The organism is Anaeromyxobacter sp. K (assembly GCF_000020805.1).
In the GTDB taxonomy this organism is placed as follows: domain Bacteria; phylum Myxococcota; class Myxococcia; order Myxococcales; family Anaeromyxobacteraceae; genus Anaeromyxobacter; species Anaeromyxobacter dehalogenans.
The window spans coordinates 1,819,058-1,843,162 of sequence record NC_011145.1 but is presented as its reverse complement, the minus strand read 5'-3'; the positions used below and the strand labels follow the sequence as shown (position 1 = coordinate 1,843,162).

Genomic DNA, 24,105 nt, shown 5'->3' with positions numbered 1-24,105 from the left:
ACCTTGAGCAGGTCCCGTCGCCCCGGCGACGCCCGGCGGGCCGCCCGCACGATCGGTCGCCGCCTCCCGACCCGCGTGCTCCGGCGGGCTCACGGCGGAGCCGGCGCGAGCGCGCGCAGCCCCTCCGCGAGCGCGCGGGACAGGTTCTCGATGAGGTCCTCCTTCGCGCTGGCGACGTACAGATGCGGTCCGAGGGCCCAGGTGTCGCGCACCACCCGCCGCGGCTCGGGCGCCGCGCCGCCGGGGCCGACCAGCGCGCGGCCGAGCAGCGGCAGGACCTTGTCGCCGAGGCGGAGCGCGGTGTCGATCGCGAACAGGGCGACGTCGGGCCGGAGCGCGCGCAGCCGCCGCACGAACGCGTCGGCCTCGGCGGCCATGAGGTGCTTGGGCGGCCCGGACTTCAGCTCGAGGTAGACGAGCCTGCCCTCCGCGGCGGCGACGACGTCGAGGTCCCCGCCGACGCCGGGCGCGCCGCTCCGCACGCCGGTCGCCACCTGGAGGCCCAGCCGCGAGGACAGCTCGCGCGCCACCCACCACTCCAGCGTCCCGCCGAACGACCGCGCCCGCCGCAGCAGGCGGTAGCGTCCGCGCGGGCGCCGCTCGGCCAGGCCGAGCGCCACGCAGTCCTCGGCCATGGCGCGGGCGCGGGCCGCGTCCACGTAGCGGGTGGCCTCCGACGGCAGGAAGCCGGCCGGCGCGAGGATGGCGCCGCGCAGGAACAGCCGGAACGCGTAGTGCCCGAGCCGCGCGGCGATGGCGTCGAGCGCGGGCGCCGGCAGGGCGGGGTCGAACGGCAGGTCGGGGCGGGACAGCCGCGGGTCGAGGCCGCGGCGGACCAGCATCGCGAGCGGCTCCGAGGCGGGGGCGCGCGCGCGGCCCGCCGGCGGGGGCCGGGCCGCGGCGGCCGCCTCCAGCTCCCGGGCGCCGGGGCGCTCGCGCATGCGGGGATTGTAGCCGCCCGGCGCGCGGACGCGCTCCGCCGGCGCGGGTGACGACCGGCGGGCCGGCCCGGCGCCCGGGATCCTCCGGGCGCCGCCTCACCGGGTGGCGTCACCGGCGAACAGCGCCCGCGCCCCGGTGAACAGGCGCGTGAGCGCCGCCGCCACCGCCCCGATGGCCGGATCGCCGCGCGACGTGGCGCGGCGCAGCAGCCACACCGGCCGCGGCGGCGGGACCGGCCCCTCGACCCGTCGCAGCGCGGGGTCGGGGTCCCCCATGTAGCAGGGCAGCAGCGCGAGCCCCAGGCCCGCGCGCGCGGCCAGCTGCTGCGAGCCGAAGCCGTTGGTGCGAAAGGACGGCCGCTCCTCCGGGTGCGCCTCGGCGAGCCACACCGCCTCCGGCAGGTGCGCGCTCCCCTCGTCGAAGCCGATCCAGCGCGGCCGCGCGCCGCCGGCGAGGGCGCGGGCCACGGCCGGCGCGGCGTAGAGGCCGTACGCGAACGTCGCGATGCGGCGGCCCACCAGGTCCTCGCCGCGCGGCGAGCCGAGCCGGACGGCGAGGTCGGCCTCGTGGCGCGCGAGGCTGAGCGCGCGCGACTCGCCGATGAGCTCCAGCTCGCAGCCGCGCAGGCGCTCCTCGACGCGGGCGAGCCGGGGCAGGAGGAACGCGTCGATCACGGGTCGGGTGGCGGTGACGCGGACCACCGCGGCCGCCTCCGCCGCCCCGGGGGCCGCCGCGAGCGAGGCGGCCGCCCGCTCCATGTCCCGGGCGCGCTCCAGCGCGGCCGCGCCGGCGGCGGTCAGGCGGACGCCGTCGGGGCGCCGCTCCAGCAGCCGCCGCCCGAGGGCCCGCTCCAGCGCGGCCACCCGCCGCGCCACCGTGGCGTGGTTCACGCCGAGCGCGCGGCCCGCGCCGGAGAGGCTGCCCGCCCGGGCCAGCGCCGCGAAGCAGCGGACGTCCTCCCAGTCGAGCGTGGCTGTGCGATGTCGATCGGCGATGGTGCGCATCTGCGCATTGTCGCACAGGCGCCGGCGGGGCAGGTTCCGGCGTGCGGCGCGGCCCCTCCGATCCCCGGAGCCCGCCCCGGAGGTCCTCATGTCCCGGACGGCTCGCATCACGCTGGTGGGCGGCCCCACCGTGCTCCTCGAGGTGGGCGGCCTGCGCCTCGTCACGGATCCCACGTTCGACGCGCCCGGCAGCTATCCGTCGTCGGGCGGCGCCGTCACGCTCACCAAGCGCACCGGCCCCGCGCTCGCCGCCGACGCGGTGGGCGCGGTGGACGCGGTGCTGCTCAGCCACGACCAGCACGCCGACAACCTCGATCCGGCCGGGCGGGCGTTCCTGCGCGGCGCCCGCCGGGTCCTCACCACCCGCGAGGCCGCGGGCCGGCTGCCGGGCGCCGAGGGCCTGGCGCCGTGGGAGCGGCGCCTGCTCGCCGCCGGCCCCGCCGCGCTGCTCGTGACCGCCACGCCGGCGCGCCACGGCCCGCCCGGCATCGAGCCGCTCTCGGGCGAGGTGACCGGCTTCGTGGTGAGCGAGCCGGAGGGGCGCGACCTCGTCTACGTGACCGGCGACACGGTGTTCTACGAGGGCGTGGCGGAGGTGGCGCGCCGCTTCCGGCCGGCGGTGGTGCTCATGTTCACCGGCGCGGCCCGCACCCGGGGCCCCTTCCACCTCACCATGAGCGTCAACGACGCGCTCGAGACCGCGCGCGCGTTCCCCGGCGCGGCGCTGGTGGCGGTGCACAACGAGGGCTGGGCGCACTTCACCGAGTCCGCCTCCGACCTGGAGCGCTCGTTCGCGGCGCTGGGGCAGCAGGCGCGCCTCGTGCCGCTGGCGCGGGGGGGCACGGCCGAGCTCCCGCTGCCGCCACGGGAGGCCTGACCGGCGCGACGCCGGGGGCGCGCACCCGGCGGTCGATTTCACGGAACGGCGCGCGCCCGGCGGCTAGTTCTCGCCTCGAGGAGGCAGCCATGGACTACCCGGATCTCGCGCCGCGCGCGCGCTCGTGGGCGCCGCACCTGCTCGGCGTCCTCAGGATCGTCGCCGCGTTCCTGTTCATGCAGTTCGGCACCGCGAAGCTGTTCGCGTTCCCCGGCGCCGTCATGCCGGGTGGCGGCACCGCGCCGCTGGCGTCGCTGCCCGGGATCGCGGGCGCCCTCGAGGCGGTCGGCGGGGCGCTCCTGCTCGTCGGCCTGTTCTCGCGGCCGGTCGCGTTCCTGCTCTCCGGCGAGATGGCGGTCGCGTACTTCATCGGGCACGCGCCCCAGGGCTTCTGGCCGGTCCTGAACCAGGGCACGCCGGCGGCGCTGTTCGCCTTCGTCTTCCTGTACCTCGCCGCCGCCGGACCCGGCCGGTTCAGCCTGGACGGCCTGCGCGGGAAGGGCGCACCCTGAGGCGCGCGCGCCGCCGCGACGCGGTCACGCGTGCGCCGGCATGGCGAAGTGCCCGCGCGCCTCGCCGGCGCCGGCGGGCCAGCGGCTCGTGACGACCTTGCTCCGCGTGTAGAACGCGATCCCCTCCGGCCCGTGCACGTGGAGGTCGCCGAACAGCGAGGCCTTCCAGCCGCCGAACGAGAAGAACGCCATGGGGACGGGGATGGGCACGTTCACGCCCACCATCCCCACCTCGACCTCGCGCGCGTAGCGCTGCGCGGCCGCCCCGGAGCGGGTGAAGATCGCCGTGCCGTTGCCGTACGGGTTGCGGTTCACGAGCGCGAGCGCCTCGTCCAGGCTCGCGGCGCGCAGCACCACCAGCACCGGCCCGAAGATCTCCTCGCGGTGGATCGACATCTCCGGGGTCACCCGGTCGAACAGCGTCGGGCCCACGAAGAACCCGCGCCCGCCGCCCGGCACCTCCCGCGCGCGCCCGTCCACCACCAGCCGCGCGCCCTCGCGCACGCCGGCGTCGATGAACCCGCGGATCCGGTCGCGGTGCGCCGCGGTGATCACCGGCCCCATCTCGACGCCGGGCGCCGTCCCGGGCCCGACCGGCAGCCGCCGCGCGCGCTCCGCCAGCGCCTCCACCAGCGGGTCGGCCGCCTCGCCCACGGCGACCACCGCCGAGATGGCCATGCACCGCTCGCCCGCCGAGCCGTACGCCGCGCCCGCGAGCGCGTCGGCGGCGAAGCCCAGGTCGGCGTCGGGCAGCACCACCGCGTGGTTCTTCGCGCCGCCGAGCGCCTGCACGCGCTTGCCGTGGCGCGCGGCGGTCTCGTAGACGTGGCGCGCCACCGGCGTCGAGCCCACGAACGAGACCGCCGCCACGTCCGGGTGGGCGAGGAGCGCGTCCACCGCCTCGGCGTCCCCGGGCACCACGTTCAGCACGCCGTCCGGCAGGCCCGCCTCGTGGAACAGCTCCGCCATCCGCAGGCTGGTGGAGGGGACCTTCTCCGAGGGCTTCAGCACGAACGCGTTCCCGCACGCGATCGCGACCGGGAACATCCAGAGCGGGACCATCGCCGGGAAGTTGAACGGGGTGATGCCGGCGCAGACGCCGAGCGGCTGGAGCGTGGAGTGCACGTCGATGCCGCGCCCGACGTCCTCGGCGCGCTCGCCCTTCAGCAGGTGGGGCGCGCCGCACACGAACTCCACCACCTCGATGCCGCGCTGCACCGAGCCGCCCGCGTCCGCCAGCGTCTTGCCGTGCTCCTCCGACACCAGCGCCGCGAGCGCGTCGCGGTTCGCCTCGAGCAGCTCGCGGAAGCGCGCCAGCACCCGGGCGCGCCGGAGCGGGGGCGTGTCGCGCCACGCCGGGAACGCCGCCTTCGCCGCCGCGACCGCCGCGGCGACGTCCTCGGCGCCGGCGAGCGGTACGCGCCGGACCACCTCGCCCGTGGCAGGGTCGAACACCTCGCCGGTGCGGGCGCTGCGCGGGGCGGTGCGCCGGCCGGCGATCCAGAGGTCGAGCAGGGGAGCGGTCACGGGAGGTCCCTCCGAGGGCGGCGAGTCGGGCCGCATGCCACCCGGGTAATGATGCTCGCTCGCGCGCTCAACGTCGCCCCGCCCGCCGGATGGGGCGCCGGGTCCCGCGGCCGTGCCCGCGCGACGTCGTCGGCCCACGTTTGGCGCAGGCGCCGTGGCGCCGGCCGTGGCCTCCCGACGCATCAGATCCCGACCGAGCGACGCCGCCGCGGGCCCCGACCCGCGCGTCCGCGCCCTGTTCGCCGCGCCGCCCGCCGACTTCGTGGCCCGCCGCGACGCGCTGGCGCGCACGCTCGACGGCGAGCGCAGCCCGGAGGCCGCCCGGGTGCGCCGGCTTCGGCGCCCACCGCTCGCGGCCTGGCTCCTGAACGCCCTCGCCCGCGAGCGGCCCGAGGCGCTCGCGGCGGTGCTCGAGGCGGGCGACCGGCTCCGGCAGGCGCAGGCGCGCGCGGTGCGCGGCGACGGCGGCGCGCTGCGGGAGGCGGCCGCGGCGCTGCACGACGCGATCGCCGAGGCGCTCGGGGCGGTCCGGGCCATCGCGGGCGCCGCGGGACACGGGGCCGCGGCGGCGCAGCCCGGGCCGGTGGAGCGCGGGCTGCGGGCGGCAGCGACCGCCGCGCCGGCCGAGCGGGCCGCGCTGCGGGCCGGCGTGCTGGAGCGGCTGCCCGAGGCGGGCGGCCTGGAGCTGCTGGGCGGGCTCGCGCCGCAGGCGGGCGCCGCGCCGGAGCCGCCGCCTCGCGGGCGGTCCCGGGGTGCGCGCGAGCAGGACCGCGCCGGGCAGCACGCGCGGGCCGAGGCGGCGCGCCGCGAGCGCGAGCGGCGGCGCGCCCGGGCCGAGGCGGACCGCCTGGAGCGCGCGCGCCAGCGGGCGGCCGACCGCCTGCGCCGCGCGGCGCAGGCGGTGGAGCGCGCGCAGCGCGCCATGCAGGCGGCCCGGGCCGAGGCCGAGGCGGCGAGCGCCGCCGCGGAGGCCGCCCGGGCCAGGGCGCAGGCCGCGGCCCCTGCCCTCCCCGCGCGCCCGCGCAGGGGTGGCCGCGCCGGCGGCCGCGCCCTATGACCGCGGCATGTGCCGCAACATCCGCGTCCTCCACAACTTCGACCCGCCCACCACCGACGGCGAGATCCGCGACGCCGCGCTGCAGTACGTGCGCAAGGTGAGCGGGGTGCGGGAGCCCGCGGCCGCGGACGCGGCGGCGTTCGGACGGGCGGTGGACGAGGTGGCGGCGTCCACCCGCCGCCTCCTCGGCGCCCTGCACGCCCGCACCGCCGTCCGCACGCGCGAGGGCGAGCGCGAGAAGGCGCGCGCCCGCGCCGCGCGCCGCTTCCACGCTCCGTGATCCGCGCCCCCGGATCGGGGCGGAGTGGGCCGGGCTCGCCCGCGGGCGCGGCCCGGCGAGCCCGGCGGCCGCCGGTGCCGAAGCGGGTGGGCGGCGTCCTGCGGGTCGCCTTCCGGGTGGCCCTGCTCGCCGCCCCCGGCCTGCGGATCCGACCGGCGCGGCCGCGCCATGACCCGCTGCGTCGCTGGCCGTGGCGCGTTCGCGGGACCCACGCGGGACGGCGCGCCCGGCCGCGCCGTTCAGCATCATCGAACCATCCGTTTACCCCCTGCTCGCCGTCCGGCCCTTCGCTCGCCTCGGGCCGCGGCACCGGAGGCCGCTTGGAAGAGGACACGGGGCACCCCGCTCCCGCCCGCCGAGGCCCGCACGTGCGCGCGCCGCGCGATCTCGCGGCCGGCGTGCTGGTCGCCGGCATCGCGGCGGTGGCCCTGCTCGCGACCGGCGACCTGGACCCGGGCCGGCTCCGCGCCATGGGCCCCGGCATGCTCCCCCGCGCCGTCGCGGCCATCCTGGGCCTCGCCGGCCTGGCGCTGATCGCCGCCGCGTTCCTGAAGGACGGCGAGCCGATCGGCCGCTGGTCGCTGCGCGGCCCGGTGTTCATCTCGCTCGCGGTGATCGCGTTCGCGCTCACCATCCGCACGGTCGGGCTCGCGCTGGCGGGGCCGCTGGTGATGCTGCTCGGCGGCGCGGCCTCGCCGGAGGTGCGCTGGAAGGAGCTGGCCATCTTCGCGGTGGTGACCACCGTCGCGTGCGCCGGGCTGTTCCGCTTCGCGCTCGGGCTGCCCATCCCGGTGCTCATCCTCCCCGGGTTCCGCCTCTAGGCCGGCATGGGCGACCTGCTCTCGCACCTCGCGCTCGGCTTCTCGGTCGCGTTCACGCTCCAGAACCTCGGGCTGGCGCTGGTGGGCTGCCTCATCGGCACGCTGGTGGGCGTGCTCCCCGGCGTCGGCCCCATCGCCACCATCACCATGCTCCTGCCCATCACCTACGGCGTGGAGCCCACCGGCGCGATCATCCTGCTCGCCGGCATCTACTACGGCGCGCAGTACGGCGGCTCGACCACCGCCATCCTGGTGAACATCCCGGGCGAGGTCACCGCGGTGGTCACCACGCTCGACGGGCACGAGATGGCGAAGCAGGGGCGCGCCGGGGCCGCGCTCGGCATCGCCGCCATCGGCTCGTTCTTCGCCGGGTGCGTCGCCACGCTGGTGGTGGCCGCGCTCGCCGCGCCGCTCACGCGCGTGGCGCTCCTGTTCGGGCCGGCCGAGTACTTCTCGCTCATGCTGGCGGGCCTGGCGTTCGCCGTGGTGCTCGCGCGCGGCTCGGTGCCGCGCGCGCTGGTGATGATCCTGCTCGGCCTGCTGCTCTCCACGGTGGGCACCGATCTCGAGACCGGCGCCGAGCGCATGACGTTCGGCTGGTCGCCGCTCGCCGACGGGATCGACTTCGCGGTGCTGGCCATGGGCGTGTTCGGGTTCGCCGAGGTGCTGCGCAACCTCGACCTGACCGAGCAGCGCGACGTGGTGCGGCGGCCCATCGGGCGGCTGCTGCCGAGCGGCGAGGACCTCCGGCGCTCGGCGCTGCCCATCGTCCGCGGCAGCCTCCTCGGCGCGATCCTCGGGATCCTGCCCGGCAACGGCGCGGTGCTCGGGCCGTTCGCGTCCTACACGGTGGAGAAGCGGCTCGCCCGCGACCCGCGCCGCTTCGGCCGCGGCGCCATCGAGGGGGTCGCCGGCCCGGAGTCGGCCAACAACGCCGGCGCGCAGACGTCCTTCATCCCGCTGCTCTCGCTGGGCATCCCGCCCAACGCGGTGATGGCGCTCATGGTCGGCGCCATGACCATCCACGGCATCGTGCCCGGCCCGCTGGTGATGACGCGCAGCCCGCAGCTGTTCTGGGGCGTCATCGCCAGCATGTGGATCGGGAACCTGATGCTGCTCGTCATCAACCTGCCGCTGGTGGGCGTGTGGGTCCGGTTCCTGAAGGTGCCCTACCGGCTCATGTTCCCCGCGATCCTGGTCTTCTCCTGCATCGGGATCTACTCGGTGAACAACTCCGCCGCCGACGTGCTCCTCACGGCCGCGTTCGCGCTCGCCGGCTACGCGTTCGTGCGGCTCGACCTCGAGACCGCGCCGCTGCTGCTCGGGTTCGTGCTCGGCCGCCTCATGGAGGAGAACCTGCGGCGCGCGCTCGCCATCTCGCGCGGCAGCGCCGCGGCGTTCGTGCAGCGTCCCATCAGCGCGGCCTTCCTCGCGCTCGCCCTCGTCGTGCTGGTCCTCGCAGTGCTGCCCGCGGTGCGCACGCGCCGCAAGGAGGTGTTCGTCGAATGAGCCCGAATCGCATGCACCGAGCCGCCGCCCGGCTCGCCGTCCCGCTCCTCGCGGCCGCCGCGCTCGCGGCGGCCCCGGCCCGCGCCGCCTACCCGGAGCGCCCCATCACCATGATCGTCCCGTTCGCCGCGGGCGGCCCCACCGACGTGGTGGCGCGGATCGTGGCCGAGCACATGTCGCGCACGCTCGGCCAGCAGGTGGTCATCGAGAACGTGGCCGGCGCCGGCGGCACCACCGGCATCCTGCGCGCCTCGCAGGCCGCGCCGGACGGCTACACCATCATGATGGGCCACATGGGCACGCACGGCGCCGCGCCGGCCGTGTACCCGGACCTGAAGTACGATCCGCGCAAGGACTTCGCGCCCATCGGCCTCGCCGCCGGCACGCCCATCGTGGTGGTCGCGCGCAAGGACTTCCCGGCCAAGGACTTCAAGGAGTTCGTCGCCAAGGTGAAGGCGGACTCGGAGAAGCTGAACGAGGCGCACGCCGGCGTCGGCTCGGTCTCGTTCACCACCTGCTCGCTGTTCAACTCGCTGCTCGGCGCGAAGCCGACGCGCGTGGTCTACCGCGGCACCGGGCCGGCGCTGAACGACCTGGTGGCCGGCCAGGTGGATTACATGTGCGACCAGATCGTGAACCTGGTCCCGCAGATCCAGGCGGGCACCATCAAGGCGTACGCGGTGGCGCTCCCCGAGCGCTCGCCCGCGCTCCCCGACGTGCCCACCACGAAGGAAGGCGGGCTGCCGGAGTTCCAGGTGACGGCGTGGAACGCGGTGTTCGCGCCGAAGGGGACGCCGCCGGCGGTGGTGAAGCGGCTCTCCCAGGCGCTGCTCGCGTCGCTCGACGACGCGGCCACCCGCAAGCGGCTGCTCGAGCTGGGCGGCGACCTCTCCAACACCGCCGCGCGCACGCCGGAGGGGCTGCAGAAGCTGGTCGAGAGCGAGGTGGCGCGCTGGAACCAGGTGCTGAAGGCCACCGGCGCCGCGAAGTGAGCCGCACCGCGGCACCGCCCGCCCGCCCTGCCGGCGCGGGCGGTGCCCGGAGCGCCCCGCCACCCGACCGCCCGGGCGCGCCTCGGCACCCGGTTGGAGCGCTCGTGACGCACGCGCGTGCCGCCCGTATCCCGCGGCGGCATCCATCCGTCTCCACCGCATGACCACGCCTCCAGAGCCGACCCCTTCCCTCGCCGGCGCCGTCCAGGCGTCCTGGCACCGCTTCCTCGACACCTACGAGCCGCTGCGCCCGGAGCTGTACCGGTACTGCCGCAGCCTGGCGCGAAGCCCCTGGGATGCGGACGACCTGGTGCAGGACGCGATGGCGCGGGCGTTCGTGACGCTCGGCTGCATGGACGGCCCGCCGGAGAACCCGCGCGCCTGGCTGTTCCGGGTGGCGTCGAACCTCTGGATCGACCGGCTCCGGCGCACGCGCGAGCAGTCCGGGGACGTGCCGGAGGGCGCGACCACGCCCGAGCCGAGGGCGCCGCGCGAGGCCGCCGGCACGCTCATCGGGCGGCTGTCGCCGCAGGAGCGCGCCGCGGTGGTGCTGAAGGAGGCGTTCGACCTGTCGCTGGAGGAGATCGCCGAGGCGCTCTCCACCAGCGTCGGCGCGGTGAAGGCGGCGCTCCACCGCGGCCGCGGGAAGCTGGCGGAGCCGGACGAGGCGGTCACGGCGTCCCCGAGCGCGCCGGTGCTCGACGCGTTCTGCGAGGCGTTCAACGCCGGCGACCTCGACCGGCTGGTGGCGCTCCTGCTCGACACCGCCAGCGTGGAGGTGGTGCGCGTGCACGCGGAGTACGGGCGCGACGCGGCGCGCCGGGGCGTCTTCCAGGGCATGATGTTCGGCAGCCGGCGGCTCGCCGGCGTGGACGGTCAGACCACCGGCATCGACCCGCGCTACCGCCTCGGTGCCCTCCCCGATCGCCCGCGCTGCGAGGTGCGGCTGCACCGCGGCGAGCCGGTCATCGTGCACTGGTACGCGCACGCCGACGGCGAGGCGGTCCGCGCGCTCACCCGGCTCGAGACCTCGGGCGACCGGCTCTCGCGCGTGCGCAACTACTTCTACACGCCGGACGTCATCGCCGAGGTGTGCGGCGAGCTCGGCCTCCCCTGCCGCATCAACGGCTACCGCTACTGGTGAGAGGGATCCCGCCCATGACCGCGCTCCTCCCCGCCGCCCTCGCCGCCGCGCTGCTCGCGGCCAGCCCCGCCGCGCCGAACGCTCCCGCGCGCGCGCCCGCCGGCCCGGTGCAGCGCGGCCACGCGCCGGTGAACGGCCTTCGCATCTACTACGAGATCCACGGCCCCGCCGGCGCGAAGGGCCCGCCGCTCGTGCTGCTCCACGGCGGCGGCTCGAGCATCGACACCTCGTTCGCGAGCCTGCTCCCCGCGCTCGCGCGCCACCGCCGCGTGATCGCGTTCGACCAGCAGGGCCACGGGCGCACCGCCGACCTCCCGGACCGCCCGTTCACGTTCGAGCAGTCGGCCGACGACGCCGCGGCCCTGCTCCGCCACCTGGGCGTCGCGCGGGCCGACCTCCTCGGCTTCAGCAACGGCGGGACCATCGCCCTCCGGGTCGCCGTCCGCCATCCCGCGCTGGTGCGGCGGCTGGTGGTGGCGTCGACCCTGGTGCGCCGCGACGGCCTGGCGCCGCAGGCGTGGGAGGCGATCCGGCGCGGGCGCCTGGAGGACATGCCGGTCGAGCTGCGGCAGGCGTACCTCGCGGTCGCGCCGCACCCCGACCAGCTCGCGTCGTTCCACGCGAAGTCCGCGCGCCGCATGCTCGAGTTCCGCGACTGGCCGGACGCCGAGGTGCGGTCGATCACGGTCCCGGTGCTCGTGGTGGCCGGCGACCGCGACGCGGTGCTGCCCGAGCACGCGGTGGCGCTGACCCGCATGCTCCCGGACGCCCGGCTGGCGGTGCTCCCCGCCACCGACCACGACGGCGTGGTGCGGCGCCGCGTGGAGTGGCTCGGCCCGATGATCGAGGCGTTCCTGGACGAGCCGTGACCGGGGCCGGGCGCCGGCCGTGCCGGGATGGTGGACCGGACCGGTCCACGCACGATTCGCCGGCGTCCGCCCGCGGCACGTTGTCGCGAAGCACATTCCGACGAACCCGCCAGGGGCTGGACGCGCTCATATGCCTCAGGGTCCCGTCGGTCCGCGCGGCGCGCCGGACTTGCGGGTGGCGGCCAGCATCGGGCGGCCGACCGATGGGGAGGTGGCGCGCCGCACGCAGGGAGAACGCATGTCCGCCACGCTCTGCATCCCCATCGAAGAGAACCGCGGCCTCCTCAGCCCGGTGTCGCGCCACTTCGGGCGCGCGCCGGCGTTCATGCTCGTGAACGCCGCCACGCTGGCGTACCGGATCCTCCCGAACGCGCCCAGCGAGCGCCCCTGCGATGCCTGCCGCGCGCTGGCGAACGAGGACATCGACGTGTTCCTGGTCGGTGGGATCGGCACGCACGCGCTGGAGCGGATCCGCGCCCGCCGCCGCATCGCGGTGCTCCGGACGCCGTCGGGCCGGGTGGCGGACGCGCTGGCGCTCCACATCGCCGGCCGGCTCCCGGTGGTGCAGGAGGAGTGCTGCCCGCCCGAAGGAGCGCCGGGGACGTCGCTGCACGTCCTGGGCGCGCCGGGCGCCGGTTGCGACGCGACCTGCTCCGGGAGCTGAGACCGGGCGCCGCCGCGCCGGACCTGCGCCGGGCCGAGGTCGACGTTGCGTGAACCTCCGGCCCCGGCGCCGCGCCGCACGCCCCGTCGCGGAAGTGGACCGCGGCCCGGGTTCGGGACTCTCATTCGAGGGTGACATGGCTCCGCCGCGCCGCGCTGGTGCTCCTCCCCGTCGCCCTGCTCGCCGCGGCCGCCTGGACGCTCCACGTGGAGCTGCGCGGCCTCCACCTGCACCAGGTGGAGCGCGAGCTGTCGGCGCTGCCGGCGGCCCTGCTCGCGCTCGCCGCCGGGCTCACCGCGCTCGACTACCTGCTGCTCTCCGCCTACGACGTGCTGGCGCTCCGCTACGCCGGGCGCCGCCTCCCGTACTCGCGGGTGGTCTTCACCTCGTTCGTCTCCTACGCGTTCGGGAACAACGTCGGGTTCGCGCTGCTGTCCTCCGGCTCGGTGCGGTTCCGCCTCTACTCACAGTGGGGCCTCTCCGCGCTCGAGATCACGCGGGTGGTCGCGTTCACCGCCGCGCAGCTCTGGGCCGGTCTCCTGCCCATCGCCGGGGTGGCGCTGCTGTCCGGGCTGCCGGTGCCGCTCCCGGGGTGGGCGGCCCGGGCGCTGGGCGCCGCCGCGCTGGCGGTGACCGCGTCGTACGTGGTCGCCGCCGCCCGCGGCACGACGCTCTCGGTGAAGGGCGTCCGCTTCTCGCTTCCCTCGCTGCCGCTGACGCTCGCGCAGATCGTCGTGTCCGCCGCGGACTGGGCGCTGGCGGCGCTGGTGCTCCACGTGCTGCTCCCGGCCGCCTCGCCCCTCGGCTTCGTGCAGCTGCTCGGGCTGTTCGTGGCCGCGCAGGTGGTGGGCCTGGCCTCGCAGGTGCCGGGCGGCCTGGGCGTGTTCGAGTCGATCGTGCTCGCGGCGCTGACGCCCGCGGTGCCGGCGCCGGCGGTGGTGTCGAGCCTGGTGGCGTTCCGGCTCGTCTACTACGTGGCCCCGTTCCTGGTCGCGTTCGCGCTGCTCGCGACCCACGAGCTGCTGCTCAGGCGCGCCTGGCTGGGGCGGGTCCTGCGCGGCGCCCACGCCTCCTTCGCCCCGGTGGTGCCCTGGCTGGCCGGCGGCGCCGCGCTGCTCGCCGGCGCGGTGCTGCTCGTCTCGGGCGCCACGCCGGCGGAGGCCGAGCGGCTCCACCTGCTGCGCCGCGCCGTGCCGCTGCCGGTGCTGGAGGCGTCGCACCTGGTCGGGAGCCTGGTCGGGACGGCGCTGCTCCTCCTCGCCCGCGCGCTGGTCCGCCGCATCGACGCGGCCTGGGCGGTCGCCATCGGGCTGCTCGCGGCGGGCGCGGTGGCCTCGCTCGCGAAGGGGCTCGACTGGGAGGAGGCGACGCTGCTCGTCGCGCTGCTCGCGGCCATCGCGCCGTTCCACCGCCAGTTCTACCGGCGCAGCTCGATGCTCGAGGGCGTCCCCTCCGCCGGCTGGGCGCTCGGGGTGGCGCTGCTGGTGGCCGGCTCGATCGTGATCGGCGTGCTCTCGTACCGGCACGTGGAGTGGTCGCGGGACCTGTGGTTCACGTTCGCGTTCCACGGCGACGCGCCGCGGTTCCTGCGCGCCTCGGTGGCCGGCGTGTCGCTCCTGGTGCTGTTCGGGGTGGCGACGCTGCTCCGCCCCGCGCCGCCCGAGCCCCCGCGCACGGGCCAGGCGGAGCTGGACCGGGTGCGCCCGCTGGTGGACCGCGCGCCGGAGTCCTACGCGCACCTCGCGCTCACCGGCGACAAGTGCCTGCTGTTCGCGGAGGCCGACGCCGCGTTCCTGATGTACGCGGTCGAGGGCCGGAGCTGGATCGCCATGGGCGATCCGGTCGGCCCGGACCCGGCCGCGACCGAGCTGGCCTGGCGCTTCCGGGAGCTGTCCGACCGGCACGGCGGCTGGGCCTGCTTCTACCAGGTCGGGCCGGCCGCGCTGCCGCGCTACCTCGACCTGGGCCTCTCCCTGCTGAAGCTGGGCGAGGAGGCGGTGGTGCCGCTGGACGGGTTCTCGCTCGACGGGAGCGGCCGCCGGGCGCTGCGCCAGGCGCACGCCCGTGCGGAGCGCGACGGCCTCTCCTTCGAGGTCGCGCCCGCCCCGGCCGTGCCCGGGCTCCTCCCGGAGCTCGCCGCCGTCTCGGACGCGTGGCTCGTCGAGAAGGGCGTGCGCGAGAAGGGCTTCTCCCTGGGATCGTTCGACCCGCGGTACCTGGCGGAGGGGCCGGTCGCGCTGGTGCGCCTGGATGGCAAGATCGTGGGCTTCGCGAACGTGTGGGCCAGCGCCGCCCGCGTGGAGCTGTCGGTGGACCTCATGCGCTACCACCCCACCGCGCCGCGCTCGACCATGGACTACCTGTTCACGTCGCTCATGCTGTGGGGAAGGGCCGAGGGCTACCGCGCGTTCAACCTCGGCATGGCCCCGTTCTCCGGGTTCGAGCCGCGCCAGCTCGCGCCGCTGTGGACGCGGATGGGCGCCCGGCTCTACCGCCACGGCGAGAACTTCTACAACTTCCAGGGGCTCCGCGCGTACAAGGAGAAGTTCGCGCCGGAGTGGCGGCCGCGCTGGCTGGCCGCGCCCGGCGGGCTCCGCCTTCCCGCCATCCTCGCGAACCTGGCCGCGCTCGTCTCGCGTGGCCTGAAGGGCGTGGTGACGAAATGATCCCTGCCGCGCTGGCGCTGGCCCTCGCCGCCGTCCCCGCCACCCTCGACGTCCCCGGCCTCGGGGCCGTGCCCGTCTCGGCGCCGCCCGGGGCGCCGCAGCGGGCGATCCTGCTGGTCTCGGACGCGGGCGGGCGCGACGCCGCGCTCGACGACCTGGCGCGCGCGCTCGCCGCGCGTGGCGCGCTGGTGGCGACGGTGGACCTCCGCGCGTACCTGCGCTCGGTCCGGGAGGCGCGCTGCGCCTACCCCGCGGCGGATCTCGAGGCGCTGGCCCAGCGGCTCCAGAAGCGCGCCGGCCTCGGCGCGTACCTGCGGCCCAAGCCGGTCGGCGTCGGCCTGGGCGCGTCGCTCGCCTGGGCCGCGCTCGCCGAGGCGCCCGCGGGGACGTTCTCCGGCGCGGCGCTCGTCGGGTTCTGCCCGTCCCGCCCGCTGCCGCTGCACCTGTGCCACGGCTCCGGCCCGCTGCCCGAGGCGACGCGCGGCGGCGAGGTGGTCCCGCCCGCGCCGCACCTCGAGCAGCCGCCCGCGATCCTGGAGGAGGCCGCGCGTCCCGGCTGCCCGGCGGCGGAGGTGCAGGGGTTCGCGCGCCAGATCCCGGGTGCGACGCTCGAGACCGTTCCCGCGGACGCGACCTCGGAGGCGCGGGCCGAGGCGGTGACCGCCCGGGCGCGCGCGCACGAGCTCACCGCCGCGGCCGCCGCCCCGCCCCCGCCCACCCCTCCGCCGGCGAACGCGCCGCCGGTCTCGGACCTGCCGGTGGTGGAGAACCCGGTCGCCGGATCGGGCCGCCGGATGGCCGTCATTCTCACCGGCGACGGCGGCTGGGTGGGGCTCGACAAGGGGCTGGCCAAGGCGCTGGTCGCGGCCGGGGTGCCGGTGGCCGGCCTCGACTCGCTCAAGTACTTCTGGAGCGCCAAGACGCCGGAGCAGACCGCCGCGGACGTGGCCCGGATCGTCGCGCACTACCGCGCGAAGTGGGGCCGCGACGAGGTGCTGCTCATCGGCTACTCGCGCGGCGCGGACATCGTCCCGTTCCTGCCGCCGCGCATGCCGCCCGGCGAGCGCGCCGCGGTCAAGCTGGTGGCGATGCTCGGCCCGGAGTCCTTCGCCGAGTTCGAGGTCCACGTGGTGGACCTGTTCACCTCGGTGCGCCGCGGCGCCGCCACCTCCACGCAGAAGGCGGTCGAGGCGCTGGACGGCACGGTGCGGATCCTCTGCGTCCAGGGCGTCGAGGAGAAGGACAGCGCCTGCCCGCTGATCGACGGCCGTCCGGAGGTCCACCGGGTGGTGCTGCCCGGCGCGCACCACTTCGATCGCGACTACCCGAAGCTCGCCCGGCTGGTGCTCGAGGCGGCGCCGTAGGCGCGGCGGGCGACCCGGTCCTCCCCTCGGGCGGCCCCGTCGGCCCTCCTGCCGGCCGCGCCGCCGTGCGATGCTGCCGCGGGGGAACGCGCCATGGGACACCTCGTCGGCAAGGACCTGTACCGCCACCTGGGCGCGAAGGTGGACGGGCTCACCGTCCGCGCGCCCTGGAACGCCGCGCTGTTCGCGATCCTGAAGGAGCTCTACTCCGAGGCCGAGGCCGAGCTGGTGGTGAAGATGCCGTACGGGCTCGCGCCGCTGGAGCGGATCGCGCGGGTGACCGGCCTCGCCCCCGACGACGTGCGGCGCCGGCTGGACACCCTCTGCCCGCGGGGCCTCGTGATGGACGTCGAGGTGCGGGGACGCGCCTGGTACGCGCCGTCGCCGATGGCCATCGGCATCTTCGAGTACACGATGATGCGCACCGGCGGCGCGACCGAGGGCGACCACGCGCGCTGGGCGCGGCTGTTCCACGACTACCTGGAGGACGGCGCCTTCTACCGGGCCAACTTCGCCGGCGGGCAGCGCGTGTCGCTCATGCGCGCGGTCCCGCACGAGGGAGCGGTGCGGCCCGAGGAGTACGTCGAGGTGCTGGACCACGAGAAGGCGGTCGCGATGGTGGAGTCGGCCCGCCGCCTGGCCATCGGCACCTGCTCCTGCCGGCACGAGAAGTCCCACCTCGGCGAGCAGCGGTGCGCCGCGCCGCTCGACACCTGCTCCTCGTTCGACCACGGCGCCGACTACCTCGTCGCCCACGGCTTCGCCCGCGAGGTGTCGCGCGCCGAGATGCTGGACAACCTGGCCCGCTCCCGCGCGCTCGGCCTGGTGCTCAACGCCGACAACGTGCGCCGCGGCGCGACGTTCATGTGCCACTGCTGCGGCTGCTGCTGCAACATGCTGCTCGGCGTCACGCGCCACGGGTATCCGAACGCGGTGGTGACCTCGAGCTACGTGGCCGCCTCCGATCGCGAGCGCTGCCTCGGCTGCGGCAAGTGCTCGAAGCGCTGCCCCGTCGGCGCCATCCCGCGCGTGCCGGATCCCGACCCGAGGTTCCGCAAGCACGGCCGGCCGCAGGTGGACGAGGCGCGCTGCCTCGGGTGCGGCGTGTGCACGCTGACGTGCAACCCCGGCGCGATGAAGCTCCACCACCGGACGCAGCGCGTGCTCCACCCCGAGGACCTGTTCGAGCGGCTCATCCTGCAGTGCCTGGAGCGCGGCACGCTGCAGAACCAGCTGTTCGACGACCCCGGCAGCAAGTCCCAGGCGTTCCTGCGGGCGCTGGTGGGCGGCTTCCTGCGGCTGCCGCCGGTGAAGCAGGCGCTCATGGGCGACGCGCTCCGCTCGCGGTTCCTGGCCGGGGTGAAGGCGGCGGCGGGGAAGCGCGCGCCGAAGGAGCTCGTGGACGCGTGAGGCCCCGACGCGCCGGTGGCGGGCCGGGACCGGCGGCGCTAGGACCGGCCGGTGCCCACCCTCCCCGTCCGCCACCTGAGCACCTCGATCTCGCGGCCGCCCGCCGACGTGTACGCCTTCGCCTCCCGGCCGGAGAACCTTCCGCGGTGGGCCTCGGGGCTCGCCGCCGGCATCCGGCAGGTGGCCGGCGAGTGGGTGGCCGACGCGCCCGCCGGGACGGTGCGGATCCGGTTCGCCCCGCCGAACGACCTCGGCGTGCTCGACCACGACGTCCTGCTGCCCGGCGGCGACACCGTGCACGTGCCGCTCCGGGTCATCGCGAACGGCACCGGCAGCGAGGTCGTGTTCACGCTGCTGCGCCTGCCGGAGATGACCGACGAGCGGTTCGAGGCGGACGCGCGCTGGGTCGAGGCGGATCTCGCGCGGCTGAAGGCGCTGCTGGAGCGCTGAGAGAGCGTGAAGAAATCGGCCGGCGCCCATGGACCTAGGACGGCCGGCCGTGATCTTCTCGGGGCGTGAGCGAGCACGACGCGCCGCGGGTGGTGAGGCCGGTCCGGAACCAGCTGTCGTTGCAGCCGACCGACCTTGAGGCATTGGTCGCGGACGAGCATCCGGTTCGCGCCATCTGGGGGCTCGTTGAGCGGCTAGATCTCTCGGCGTTCTACGACGAGATCGCGTCGAGGGGCAGCAACGCGGGGCGACCGGCGACCGACCCGGCGGTGCTGCTGGCGCTGTGGCTGTTCGCGAACTCCGAGGGCGTGGGGAGCGCCCGGCTGCTGGAGCGGCTTTGCGAGCGGGATGCGCCGTACCGCTGGATCTGCGGCGGAGTGCCGGTGAACCACCACACGCTCGCCGACTTCCGCGTGATTCACGGCAAGAAGCTCGACCGGCTCATGACGCAGGTGCTCGCCGCGCTGATGAAGGAAGGCGTAGTGCAGCTGAAGCGCGTGGCGCAGGACGGAATGAAGGTCCGCGCGAGCGCCGGGGCGGCGAGCTTCCGGCGTCGGCAATCGCTCGAGCGGTGCCGCAACGAGGCCGAGGAGCAGGTCCGCAAGCTCCGCCGCGAGATCAGCGAAGATCCGTCCGCATCGACGAAGCGAGTGACAGCCGCGAAGGAGCGCGCGGCGAAGGCGCGGCTCGACGCCATCGACGCTGCGCTTGCGGAGATTGGTGAGGTCGAGGAGGAGCGTGCCGAGCGCGACGAGAAGAAGCCGTCAGACGCGAGACGCCGCGGTGAGATCCGCGTGAGCACGACGGACGCCGAGAGCCGCGTGATGAAGATGGCCGACGGCGGCTTTCGCCCCGCGTACAACGTGCAGCTCGCGACGGACGAGAGCGGCTTCATCGTCGGCGCGGACGTGACGAACAACGGCACCGACCAGCCACACGTCGTGCCGATGCTCGACGAGATCCAGCGCCGCACCGGCGAGGCGCCACGCGAGTACCTGGTCGACGGCGGCTTCGTGACCCTCGACAACATCGAGGCGATCGCGGAGCGCGGCGCGACCGCCTACGCGCCGCTGCCGAAGTCGAAGAGCAAGGACGTCGACCCTCACGCTCCGAAGCGGAACGACCCGCCCGCGGTCGGTGCGTGGCGCATACGGATGGGCACCGAGGATGCGAAGCGCGTCTACATCCAGCGCGGCGTGCTCGCTGAGCGGACGAACGCGGATCTCCGGGCGCACCGAGGTCTCGACCGGCTGAACGTCCGTGGGCTCGTGAAGGTGAAAACCGTGGTGCTGCTGGCCGCCATCAGCTTCAACGTGATGCGGCTCATCGCGAGCGGGCTCTCGGCCTGACCGGCGTCTCCGGGCGCCCACTTCGGGCGCCCGAACCAGGGTCCTGACCGGGCAGCATCGGACTTCGGCCGGCCGAACCGCCGCCGCTGCCCCCCCGGACTCGGGCGCGTCTCGACTCCGCGGCGCCTCCGGCGCCGCCACGCTCGACGCGAACGGATTACTTCACGGTCCCTGAGGGCTCAGCCCCGCGCCAGCGCCTGCGCCTCGCGGGCCAGCCCCTCCACCACCGAGTGGAAGCCCTTGAACTGCTCCATGCGGGCGGCGGGGAAGCGACGGCGGATCTCGTCGGCGATCCGCGGGACGCGGGCGGTGCCGCCGGTGCAGCAGACCACGCCGATCTCCTCGGGCGCGACGCCGGCGCGGCGCACCGTCTCGTCCAGGCACGCCAGGATCGCGTCCACCTCGCGCCGGCAGGCCTTCTCGAACCCGGCGCGCGTCACCGGCTCGCGCACCTCGATGCCCGGGTGCGAGAGCTCCACCCGCGCGCGGGCCGCGCCCGACAGCTCGCGCTTGGCGCGCTCGATGGCCTCGAACACCTGGAACCCGAGCGTCTCCTCGACCATGACCGTGAGCTGGTCCATCCGCCGCCGGTCCTCGTCGGACAGCGACCAGCGGCGCACGTCGGCGAGGAAGCTCGCCACGTCTCGCCGCTGGAGGATGGAGAGGTGCGCCGGCGAGCAGAGGTGCTGCACGATCCCCTGCGGCATGCGGAGCACGTTCTTGCCGAACGGCACGCGGTACAGGACCTCCGCCCCGAAGTGCCGCGCCACCCGGTCGCGCATGATCGACGCGTCGAGCGCGTCGCCCGCCACCGCCACCCCGCCGACCGCGAGCACGTCCTCGCGCCCGAGCGCGCGCGGCCCCACGCGGAGGACCGTGAAGTCGGAGGTGCCGCCGCCGAAGTCGCCGATGAGCGCCAGCTCCTCGCGCTCCGCCGCGGCGCCGAACGCGCGCGCCGCCGCCACAGGCTCGGGCAGGAACGACACGTCCTCGAAGCCGGCCAGCTCCGCGGCCCGGCGCAGCCGCGCCTCCGCGAACGCGTCGTCCTCGCCGTCGAAGTGCACCGGGCGGCCCAGCAGCGCCCGCCGCACCTCCACGCCGTAGTGCGCGTCGGCGCGCTCGCGCATCCGGCGCAGCACCGCCCCGACCAGCTCCTCCGCGGAGAGCATCCGGCCGCGGATGACCGTGCCGCGGAACGAGCGGGTGCCGAGGTGGTGCTTGATCGAGCGGAGGAGCCGGGCCTCGCCCCCGTGCTCCACGAACTTGCGGAGCGCCTCGGACCCCACGTGCACGCCGCCCTCGTCGGGGAAGCAGACGATGCTGCGCAGGACGGTCGGATCCGGCGCGTCCGGATCGAGCGGCGCCGGGTCGAACGTGCGCTCGGCGCTGGCCGCGGCGAGCAGCGAGTTGCTGGTGCCGAAGTCGATGGCGTAGTAGGTGGGCCGGCTGCTCATCGGGGCGGGCGTTCTACCCCGGGAAGGGCGGAGCGGGAAAGAGCGCTCGGCGGAAACTTTTGCTTGAGCCGCGCGCGCGCCGCGTGCGAAGCGAGGAAGGACGATGCATGGCGCTCATACGTTCCTCCTCGCGCTCACCGTGGTGCTCGGCGTGGCGGCCGTCACCACGGTGCTGTTCCAGCGGCTCCGCCAGCCGGTGGTGCTCGGCTACATCCTCGCCGGCCTGATCGTCGGCCCGTACGTCCCGGTTCCGCTCGTCGCCGATCGCGAGATCGTCCAGACCCTGTCGGAGCTGGGCGTCATCCTGCTCATGTTCGCGCTCGGGCTCGAGTTCAGCCTGCGCAAGCTCGTCCAGGTGGGCCCCACCGCCGGCGTCACCGCGGTGGTCCAGTCGAGCATCATGGTGTGGCTCGGGTTCGTCGCCGGACGCGCCTTCGGCTGGACGGTGCTGGAGAGCGTGTTCGCCGGCGCCATCGTGGCGATGTCCTCCACCACCATCATCGCCAAGGCCTTCGACGACCTGAAGGTCCGGGGGCCGCTGCGCGATCTCGTCGTGGGCGTGCTGCTGGTCGAGGACCTCTTCGCGATCCTGTTCATGGCGGTGCTCACCGCCGTCGCCACCGGCGCGGGCGTCTCCCCGGGCGAGCTCGGCGCCACCCTGGGCCGGCTGGGCGCGTTCCTCGCCGTGCTGCTAGGCGGCGGGATGCTGCTCGTGCCGCGCGCGGTGCGGTACGTCCGCCGCCGCGGCAGCGCCGAGACGCTGCTGGTGGCGAGCCTCGGCCTCTGCTTCGGGTTCGCCTGGCTGGCGCTGGCGGCCGGCTACTCGGTGGCCCTGGGCGCGTTCATCGCCGGGTCGCTGGTGGCGGAGTCCGGCGAGGCGCACGCCGTCGAGGAGCTGATCCGGCCGGTGCGCGACCTGTTCGCCGCCATCTTCTTCGTCTCGGTCGGCATGCTCATCGACCCCGCGCTGGTCGCGCGCCACTGGGTGGCGGTGGTGGTGTTCATCGGCCTGGTCGTCGTGGGCAAGTCCGCCGCCGTCGGGCTGGGCGCGTTCCTCACCGGCAACGGGGTGCGCACCTCGGTGCAGACCGGCATGAGCCTCGCGCAGATCGGCGAGTTCTCGTTCATCCTCGCGGCGCTCGGGACCTCCCTCGGCGCGACCCGCGAGTTCCTCTACCCGGTCGCGGTGGCGGTCTCGGCGGTGACCACCCTCACCACGCCGTGGCTCATCCAGGCGTCCGGCCCGGCCGCGACCTGGATCGACCGCAAGCTCCCCTCCCGCCTCCAGACGCTGCTGTCGCTCTACGGGAGCTGGCTCGAGCAGCTCCGCAGCGCGCCGGATCGCCACACGCTGGGCACGCGACTGCGCGCGGTGATCCGCGCGCTCCTCGTGGACGCGGTGGCGGTGGTGGGGATCACCATCGGCGCCTCCGTGGGCGCGCCGCGCGCGACGCGGCGCATCGCCGAGGCGCTCGGCGCCGGGCCCGAGACCGCGCGCTGGACCCTGTTCGCCGCCGCCACCCTGCTCGCCGCGCCGTTCCTGGTGGGCCTGGTCCGGAACGGCCGCCGGCTCGGCCTGGCGCTCGCGTCCACGGCGCTGCCGGAGGGCGCCGCCGGGCGCCCCGACCTCGCCGCCGCGCCGCGCCGCGCGCTCCTCGCGGTGGTGCAGCTCGCGGCCACCCTGGCGGTGCTGCTCCCGGTGCTCGCCGTCACCCAGCCGTTCCTCCCGGGCGTGCCCGGCGTCGCGGTGCTGCTGGCCGTCCTCGGCGTCCTCGGCATCGGGTTCTGGCGCAGCGCCGCGGAGCTCCAGGGGCACGTCCGCGCCGGCGCGCAGGTGATCGTCGAGGCGCTCGCGCGGCAGGCCTCCGGCGGCGACGCGGGCGGCGCGCACCCGCCGGAAGCGGAAGCCCCCGGCCCCCGCGACGGCCTCGAGCGGATCCGGGCCATGTTCCCGGGCATCGGCGAGCCCACGCCGGTGCGCCTGCGCGAGGGCAGCCCCGGGGCCGGCCACAGCCTGTCGGAGCTGGGCGTCCGCGGCCGGACCGGCGCGACCGTCCTCGCCATCTCCCGCGCGGGCGCGTCGGTGATGGTGCCCACCGCGGCCGAGGTGCTGCGGGCCGGCGACGTCCTGGTGCTCGCGGGCGCGCACGAGGCGGTGGACGCGGCGCGCGAGCTGCTCGGGGCCGAGCGGTTCTCGCCCGCTCACCTCGACGCGCCGGAGGACCGGGTCGGCTGAGCCGCCGGTGCCATGGCCAGGGCCACGCCCGCCAGGATGGCCGTGCCGGCCGCCAGCAGCCGCGGGGTGATCGCCTCGCCGAGCAGGCCGGCCGCGGCCAGCGGCACGAGGGCCGGGACCGCGAGCTGCACCGCCGCCGCGCGCGCCGCGCCGAGCGCCGGCACGACCGTGTACCAGAGCACGTAGCCGACGCCGGAGGCCACCGCGCCGGAGGCGGCGGCGAGCGCGGCCCCCCGGCCGGTCAGGTGCAGGGTCCCCGCCGAGGCGATCACCAGGCCGAGCGCCAGCGGGACCGCCAGCGCGAAGTTCGCCGCGGTGGCGCCGGCGGGATCCCGGACGCCGCGCCCGCGCAAGGTGTACGCGCCCCAGGCGACGCCGGCCGCCAGCATGAGCGCCGCGCCGCGCGCGTCCGGCGCGTGCGCGCCCGGCAGCGTGAGCCAGCCGAGGCCGGCGAGCGCCACCGCCAGGCCCACCCACTGCCGCCGGGTCGGGCGGGCGCCGCGCAGGACGCTCCAGCCGAGCATGCTGGCCTGCACCGCGAAGAAGAGCAGGAACGCGCCCGGGCCCGCGTCGATCCGCCGGTAGGCGAGCGAGAACGCGGCGGCGTAGGCGAAGAGCGCCAGCGCCGACCCGGCGCTGCCGCCCCTCGGCCGCCCGCGGCGCGACGCGAGCGCGAGACCCCCGAGCGCGGCCGCGCCGGAGACGAGCCGGATCGCGGTGAACGTCGCGGCGTCGGCGAGCCCCGGGCGCAGCGCGGCACGCGCCAGGAGCGAGTTCGCCGCGAAGAAGGCGAGCGTGAGGACCGTGAGCGCGGCGAGGCGCGCGCCGGCGGGCGCGGCGGGCGCCGCGACCGGCGCGGGGGGGACCGGGCGTGCCGGGCTGCCGTCCATCCGCGCTCCTCCGAGTCGGTCTCGCAGTAGCGGAGGGCGGGAGGGCCGCGCAAGGCTCCGCCGGGGCCGGGCCACCGCCCGCGACGCC

21 protein-coding genes are annotated in these 24,105 nt (G+C 76.4%); 16 read left to right on the top strand and 5 right to left on the bottom strand.

Annotated elements, in window-relative coordinates:
* Nucleotides 1-89: 89 nt before the first annotated feature.
* Both ANAEK_RS08190 and ANAEK_RS08185 read right to left on the bottom strand, forming a co-directional pair.
* Nucleotides 90-941, bottom strand: a complete 852-nt coding sequence (locus ANAEK_RS08190; RefSeq protein WP_012525681.1) for a hypothetical protein — start codon at nt 939-941, stop codon at nt 90-92.
* A 96-nt stretch (nt 942-1,037) separates the two neighbouring features.
* The gene (locus ANAEK_RS08185) at nt 1,038-1,946 is read right to left on the bottom strand and encodes a LysR family transcriptional regulator (protein ID WP_012525680.1); all 909 of its coding nucleotides are present in this window, start codon (nt 1,944-1,946) and stop codon (nt 1,038-1,040) included.
* 88 nt (nt 1,947-2,034) lie between these two features.
* On the opposite strand from ANAEK_RS08185, the gene ANAEK_RS08180 reads away from it, so the two are divergent.
* Together ANAEK_RS08180 and ANAEK_RS08175 are read left to right on the top strand one after the other, a co-directional pair.
* Nucleotides 2,035-2,823: an MBL fold metallo-hydrolase gene (locus tag ANAEK_RS08180; protein ID WP_012525679.1), complete on the top strand. Its 789-nt coding sequence runs from the start codon at nt 2,035-2,037 to the stop codon at nt 2,821-2,823.
* 89 nt (nt 2,824-2,912) lie between these two features.
* A complete protein-coding gene (locus tag ANAEK_RS08175) occupies nt 2,913-3,335 on the top strand; it encodes a DoxX family protein (protein WP_012525678.1) in 423 nt (140 codons plus the stop codon).
* A gap of 24 nt (nt 3,336-3,359) precedes the next feature.
* Here the strand turns inward: ANAEK_RS08175 and ANAEK_RS08170 are convergent, their stop codons facing one another.
* Nucleotides 3,360-4,898, bottom strand: a complete 1,539-nt coding sequence (locus tag ANAEK_RS08170) for a CoA-acylating methylmalonate-semialdehyde dehydrogenase (RefSeq protein ID WP_369735568.1) — start codon at nt 4,896-4,898, stop codon at nt 3,360-3,362.
* A gap of 130 nt (nt 4,899-5,028) precedes the next feature.
* Here ANAEK_RS08170 and ANAEK_RS08165 point away from each other — a divergent pair, with 130 nt between their 5' ends.
* From ANAEK_RS08165 to ANAEK_RS08105, 13 genes are all read left to right on the top strand, one after another.
* Nucleotides 5,029-5,919, top strand: a complete 891-nt coding sequence (locus ANAEK_RS08165; protein WP_232288402.1) for a hypothetical protein — start codon at nt 5,029-5,031, stop codon at nt 5,917-5,919.
* 7 nt (nt 5,920-5,926) lie between these two features.
* The gene (locus ANAEK_RS08160) at nt 5,927-6,199 is read left to right on the top strand and encodes a DUF2277 domain-containing protein (protein ID WP_012525675.1); all 273 of its coding nucleotides are present in this window, start codon (nt 5,927-5,929) and stop codon (nt 6,197-6,199) included.
* Between the two features lie 368 nt (nt 6,200-6,567).
* Complete coding sequence (locus tag ANAEK_RS08155) at nt 6,568-7,020, top strand: tripartite tricarboxylate transporter TctB family protein (RefSeq protein WP_232288401.1); 453 nt, start codon at nt 6,568-6,570, stop codon at nt 7,018-7,020.
* Nucleotides 7,021-7,026: 6 nt separating this feature from the next.
* On the top strand, nt 7,027-8,529 hold the full coding sequence (locus tag ANAEK_RS08150) for a tripartite tricarboxylate transporter permease (RefSeq protein WP_012525673.1): 1,503 nt from the start codon (nt 7,027-7,029) through the stop codon (nt 8,527-8,529).
* Nucleotides 8,526-9,521: a tripartite tricarboxylate transporter substrate binding protein BugD gene (locus tag ANAEK_RS08145; protein ID WP_012525672.1), complete on the top strand. Its 996-nt coding sequence runs from the start codon at nt 8,526-8,528 to the stop codon at nt 9,519-9,521. Before ANAEK_RS08150 ends, ANAEK_RS08145 begins: the two co-directional genes overlap by 4 nt.
* 160 nt (nt 9,522-9,681) lie before the next feature.
* A complete protein-coding gene (locus ANAEK_RS08140; RefSeq protein WP_012525671.1) occupies nt 9,682-10,665 on the top strand; it encodes a sigma-70 family RNA polymerase sigma factor in 984 nt (327 codons plus the stop codon).
* A 14-nt stretch (nt 10,666-10,679) separates the two neighbouring features.
* Entirely contained in the window at nt 10,680-11,534 is an 855-nt protein-coding gene (locus ANAEK_RS08135; protein WP_012525670.1) for an alpha/beta fold hydrolase, read from the top strand.
* Between the two features lie 238 nt (nt 11,535-11,772).
* The gene (locus ANAEK_RS08130) at nt 11,773-12,198 is read left to right on the top strand and encodes a NifB/NifX family molybdenum-iron cluster-binding protein (protein WP_012525669.1); all 426 of its coding nucleotides are present in this window, start codon (nt 11,773-11,775) and stop codon (nt 12,196-12,198) included.
* 131 nt (nt 12,199-12,329) lie between these two features.
* On the top strand, nt 12,330-14,864 hold the full coding sequence (mprF, locus tag ANAEK_RS08125) for a bifunctional lysylphosphatidylglycerol flippase/synthetase MprF (RefSeq protein ID WP_012525668.1): 2,535 nt from the start codon (nt 12,330-12,332) through the stop codon (nt 14,862-14,864).
* Nucleotides 14,861-16,228, top strand: coding sequence for a virulence factor family protein (locus tag ANAEK_RS08120; protein WP_012525667.1), 1,368 nt, complete (start codon nt 14,861-14,863; stop codon nt 16,226-16,228). The genes mprF and ANAEK_RS08120 overlap by 4 nt, the downstream gene beginning before the upstream one ends.
* Before the next feature lie 93 nt (nt 16,229-16,321).
* A complete protein-coding gene (locus ANAEK_RS08115) occupies nt 16,322-17,638 on the top strand; it encodes an ATP-binding protein (RefSeq protein WP_012525666.1) in 1,317 nt (438 codons plus the stop codon).
* Between the two features lie 51 nt (nt 17,639-17,689).
* Complete coding sequence (locus ANAEK_RS08110) at nt 17,690-18,088, top strand: polyketide cyclase (protein WP_012525665.1); 399 nt, start codon at nt 17,690-17,692, stop codon at nt 18,086-18,088.
* Nucleotides 18,089-18,153: 65 nt separating this feature from the next.
* Nucleotides 18,154-19,437: an IS1182-like element ISAnsp1 family transposase gene (locus tag ANAEK_RS08105; protein ID WP_012525171.1), complete on the top strand. Its 1,284-nt coding sequence runs from the start codon at nt 18,154-18,156 to the stop codon at nt 19,435-19,437.
* Between the two features lie 179 nt (nt 19,438-19,616).
* Here ANAEK_RS08105 and ANAEK_RS08100 read toward each other — a convergent pair whose 3' ends face one another.
* Complete coding sequence (locus ANAEK_RS08100; protein WP_012525664.1) at nt 19,617-20,891, bottom strand: Hsp70 family protein; 1,275 nt, start codon at nt 20,889-20,891, stop codon at nt 19,617-19,619.
* A gap of 103 nt (nt 20,892-20,994) precedes the next feature.
* Between ANAEK_RS08100 and ANAEK_RS08095 the strand changes: the two genes are divergently transcribed.
* A complete protein-coding gene (locus ANAEK_RS08095) occupies nt 20,995-23,127 on the top strand; it encodes a cation:proton antiporter (protein ID WP_012525663.1) in 2,133 nt (710 codons plus the stop codon).
* On the opposite strand, the gene ANAEK_RS08090 is transcribed toward ANAEK_RS08095, so the two are convergent.
* Entirely contained in the window at nt 23,094-24,017 is a 924-nt protein-coding gene (locus ANAEK_RS08090; protein ID WP_012525662.1) for a DMT family transporter, read from the bottom strand. The two genes, ANAEK_RS08095 and ANAEK_RS08090, sit on opposite strands and share 34 nt — an antisense overlap.
* Nucleotides 24,018-24,105 lie beyond the last annotated feature (88 nt).

What these genes read in the sequence shown, in the direction of transcription:
- ANAEK_RS08190 (WP_012525681.1), bottom strand. Translation starts at nt 941, where the DNA reads ATGCGCGAGCGCCCCGGCGCCCGGGAGCTGGAGGCGGCCGCCGCGGCC.
- ANAEK_RS08185 (WP_012525680.1), bottom strand. Translation starts at nt 1,946, where the DNA reads ATGCGCACCATCGCCGATCGACATCGCACAGCCACGCTCGACTGGGAG.
- ANAEK_RS08180 (WP_012525679.1), top strand. Translation starts at nt 2,035, where the DNA reads ATGTCCCGGACGGCTCGCATCACGCTGGTGGGCGGCCCCACCGTGCTC.
- ANAEK_RS08175 (WP_012525678.1), top strand. Translation starts at nt 2,913, where the DNA reads ATGGACTACCCGGATCTCGCGCCGCGCGCGCGCTCGTGGGCGCCGCAC.
- ANAEK_RS08170 (WP_369735568.1), bottom strand. Translation starts at nt 4,898, where the DNA reads ATGCGGCCCGACTCGCCGCCCTCGGAGGGACCTCCCGTGACCGCTCCC.
- ANAEK_RS08160 (WP_012525675.1), top strand. Translation starts at nt 5,927, where the DNA reads ATGTGCCGCAACATCCGCGTCCTCCACAACTTCGACCCGCCCACCACC.
- ANAEK_RS08150 (WP_012525673.1), top strand. Translation starts at nt 7,027, where the DNA reads ATGGGCGACCTGCTCTCGCACCTCGCGCTCGGCTTCTCGGTCGCGTTC.
- ANAEK_RS08145 (WP_012525672.1), top strand. Translation starts at nt 8,526, where the DNA reads ATGAGCCCGAATCGCATGCACCGAGCCGCCGCCCGGCTCGCCGTCCCG.
- ANAEK_RS08140 (WP_012525671.1), top strand. Translation starts at nt 9,682, where the DNA reads ATGACCACGCCTCCAGAGCCGACCCCTTCCCTCGCCGGCGCCGTCCAG.
- ANAEK_RS08135 (WP_012525670.1), top strand. Translation starts at nt 10,680, where the DNA reads ATGACCGCGCTCCTCCCCGCCGCCCTCGCCGCCGCGCTGCTCGCGGCC.
- ANAEK_RS08130 (WP_012525669.1), top strand. Translation starts at nt 11,773, where the DNA reads ATGTCCGCCACGCTCTGCATCCCCATCGAAGAGAACCGCGGCCTCCTC.
- ANAEK_RS08120 (WP_012525667.1), top strand. Translation starts at nt 14,861, where the DNA reads ATGATCCCTGCCGCGCTGGCGCTGGCCCTCGCCGCCGTCCCCGCCACC.
- ANAEK_RS08115 (WP_012525666.1), top strand. Translation starts at nt 16,322, where the DNA reads ATGGGACACCTCGTCGGCAAGGACCTGTACCGCCACCTGGGCGCGAAG.
- ANAEK_RS08100 (WP_012525664.1), bottom strand. Translation starts at nt 20,891, where the DNA reads ATGAGCAGCCGGCCCACCTACTACGCCATCGACTTCGGCACCAGCAAC.
- ANAEK_RS08095 (WP_012525663.1), top strand. Translation starts at nt 20,995, where the DNA reads ATGCATGGCGCTCATACGTTCCTCCTCGCGCTCACCGTGGTGCTCGGC.
- ANAEK_RS08090 (WP_012525662.1), bottom strand. Translation starts at nt 24,017, where the DNA reads ATGGACGGCAGCCCGGCACGCCCGGTCCCCCCCGCGCCGGTCGCGGCG.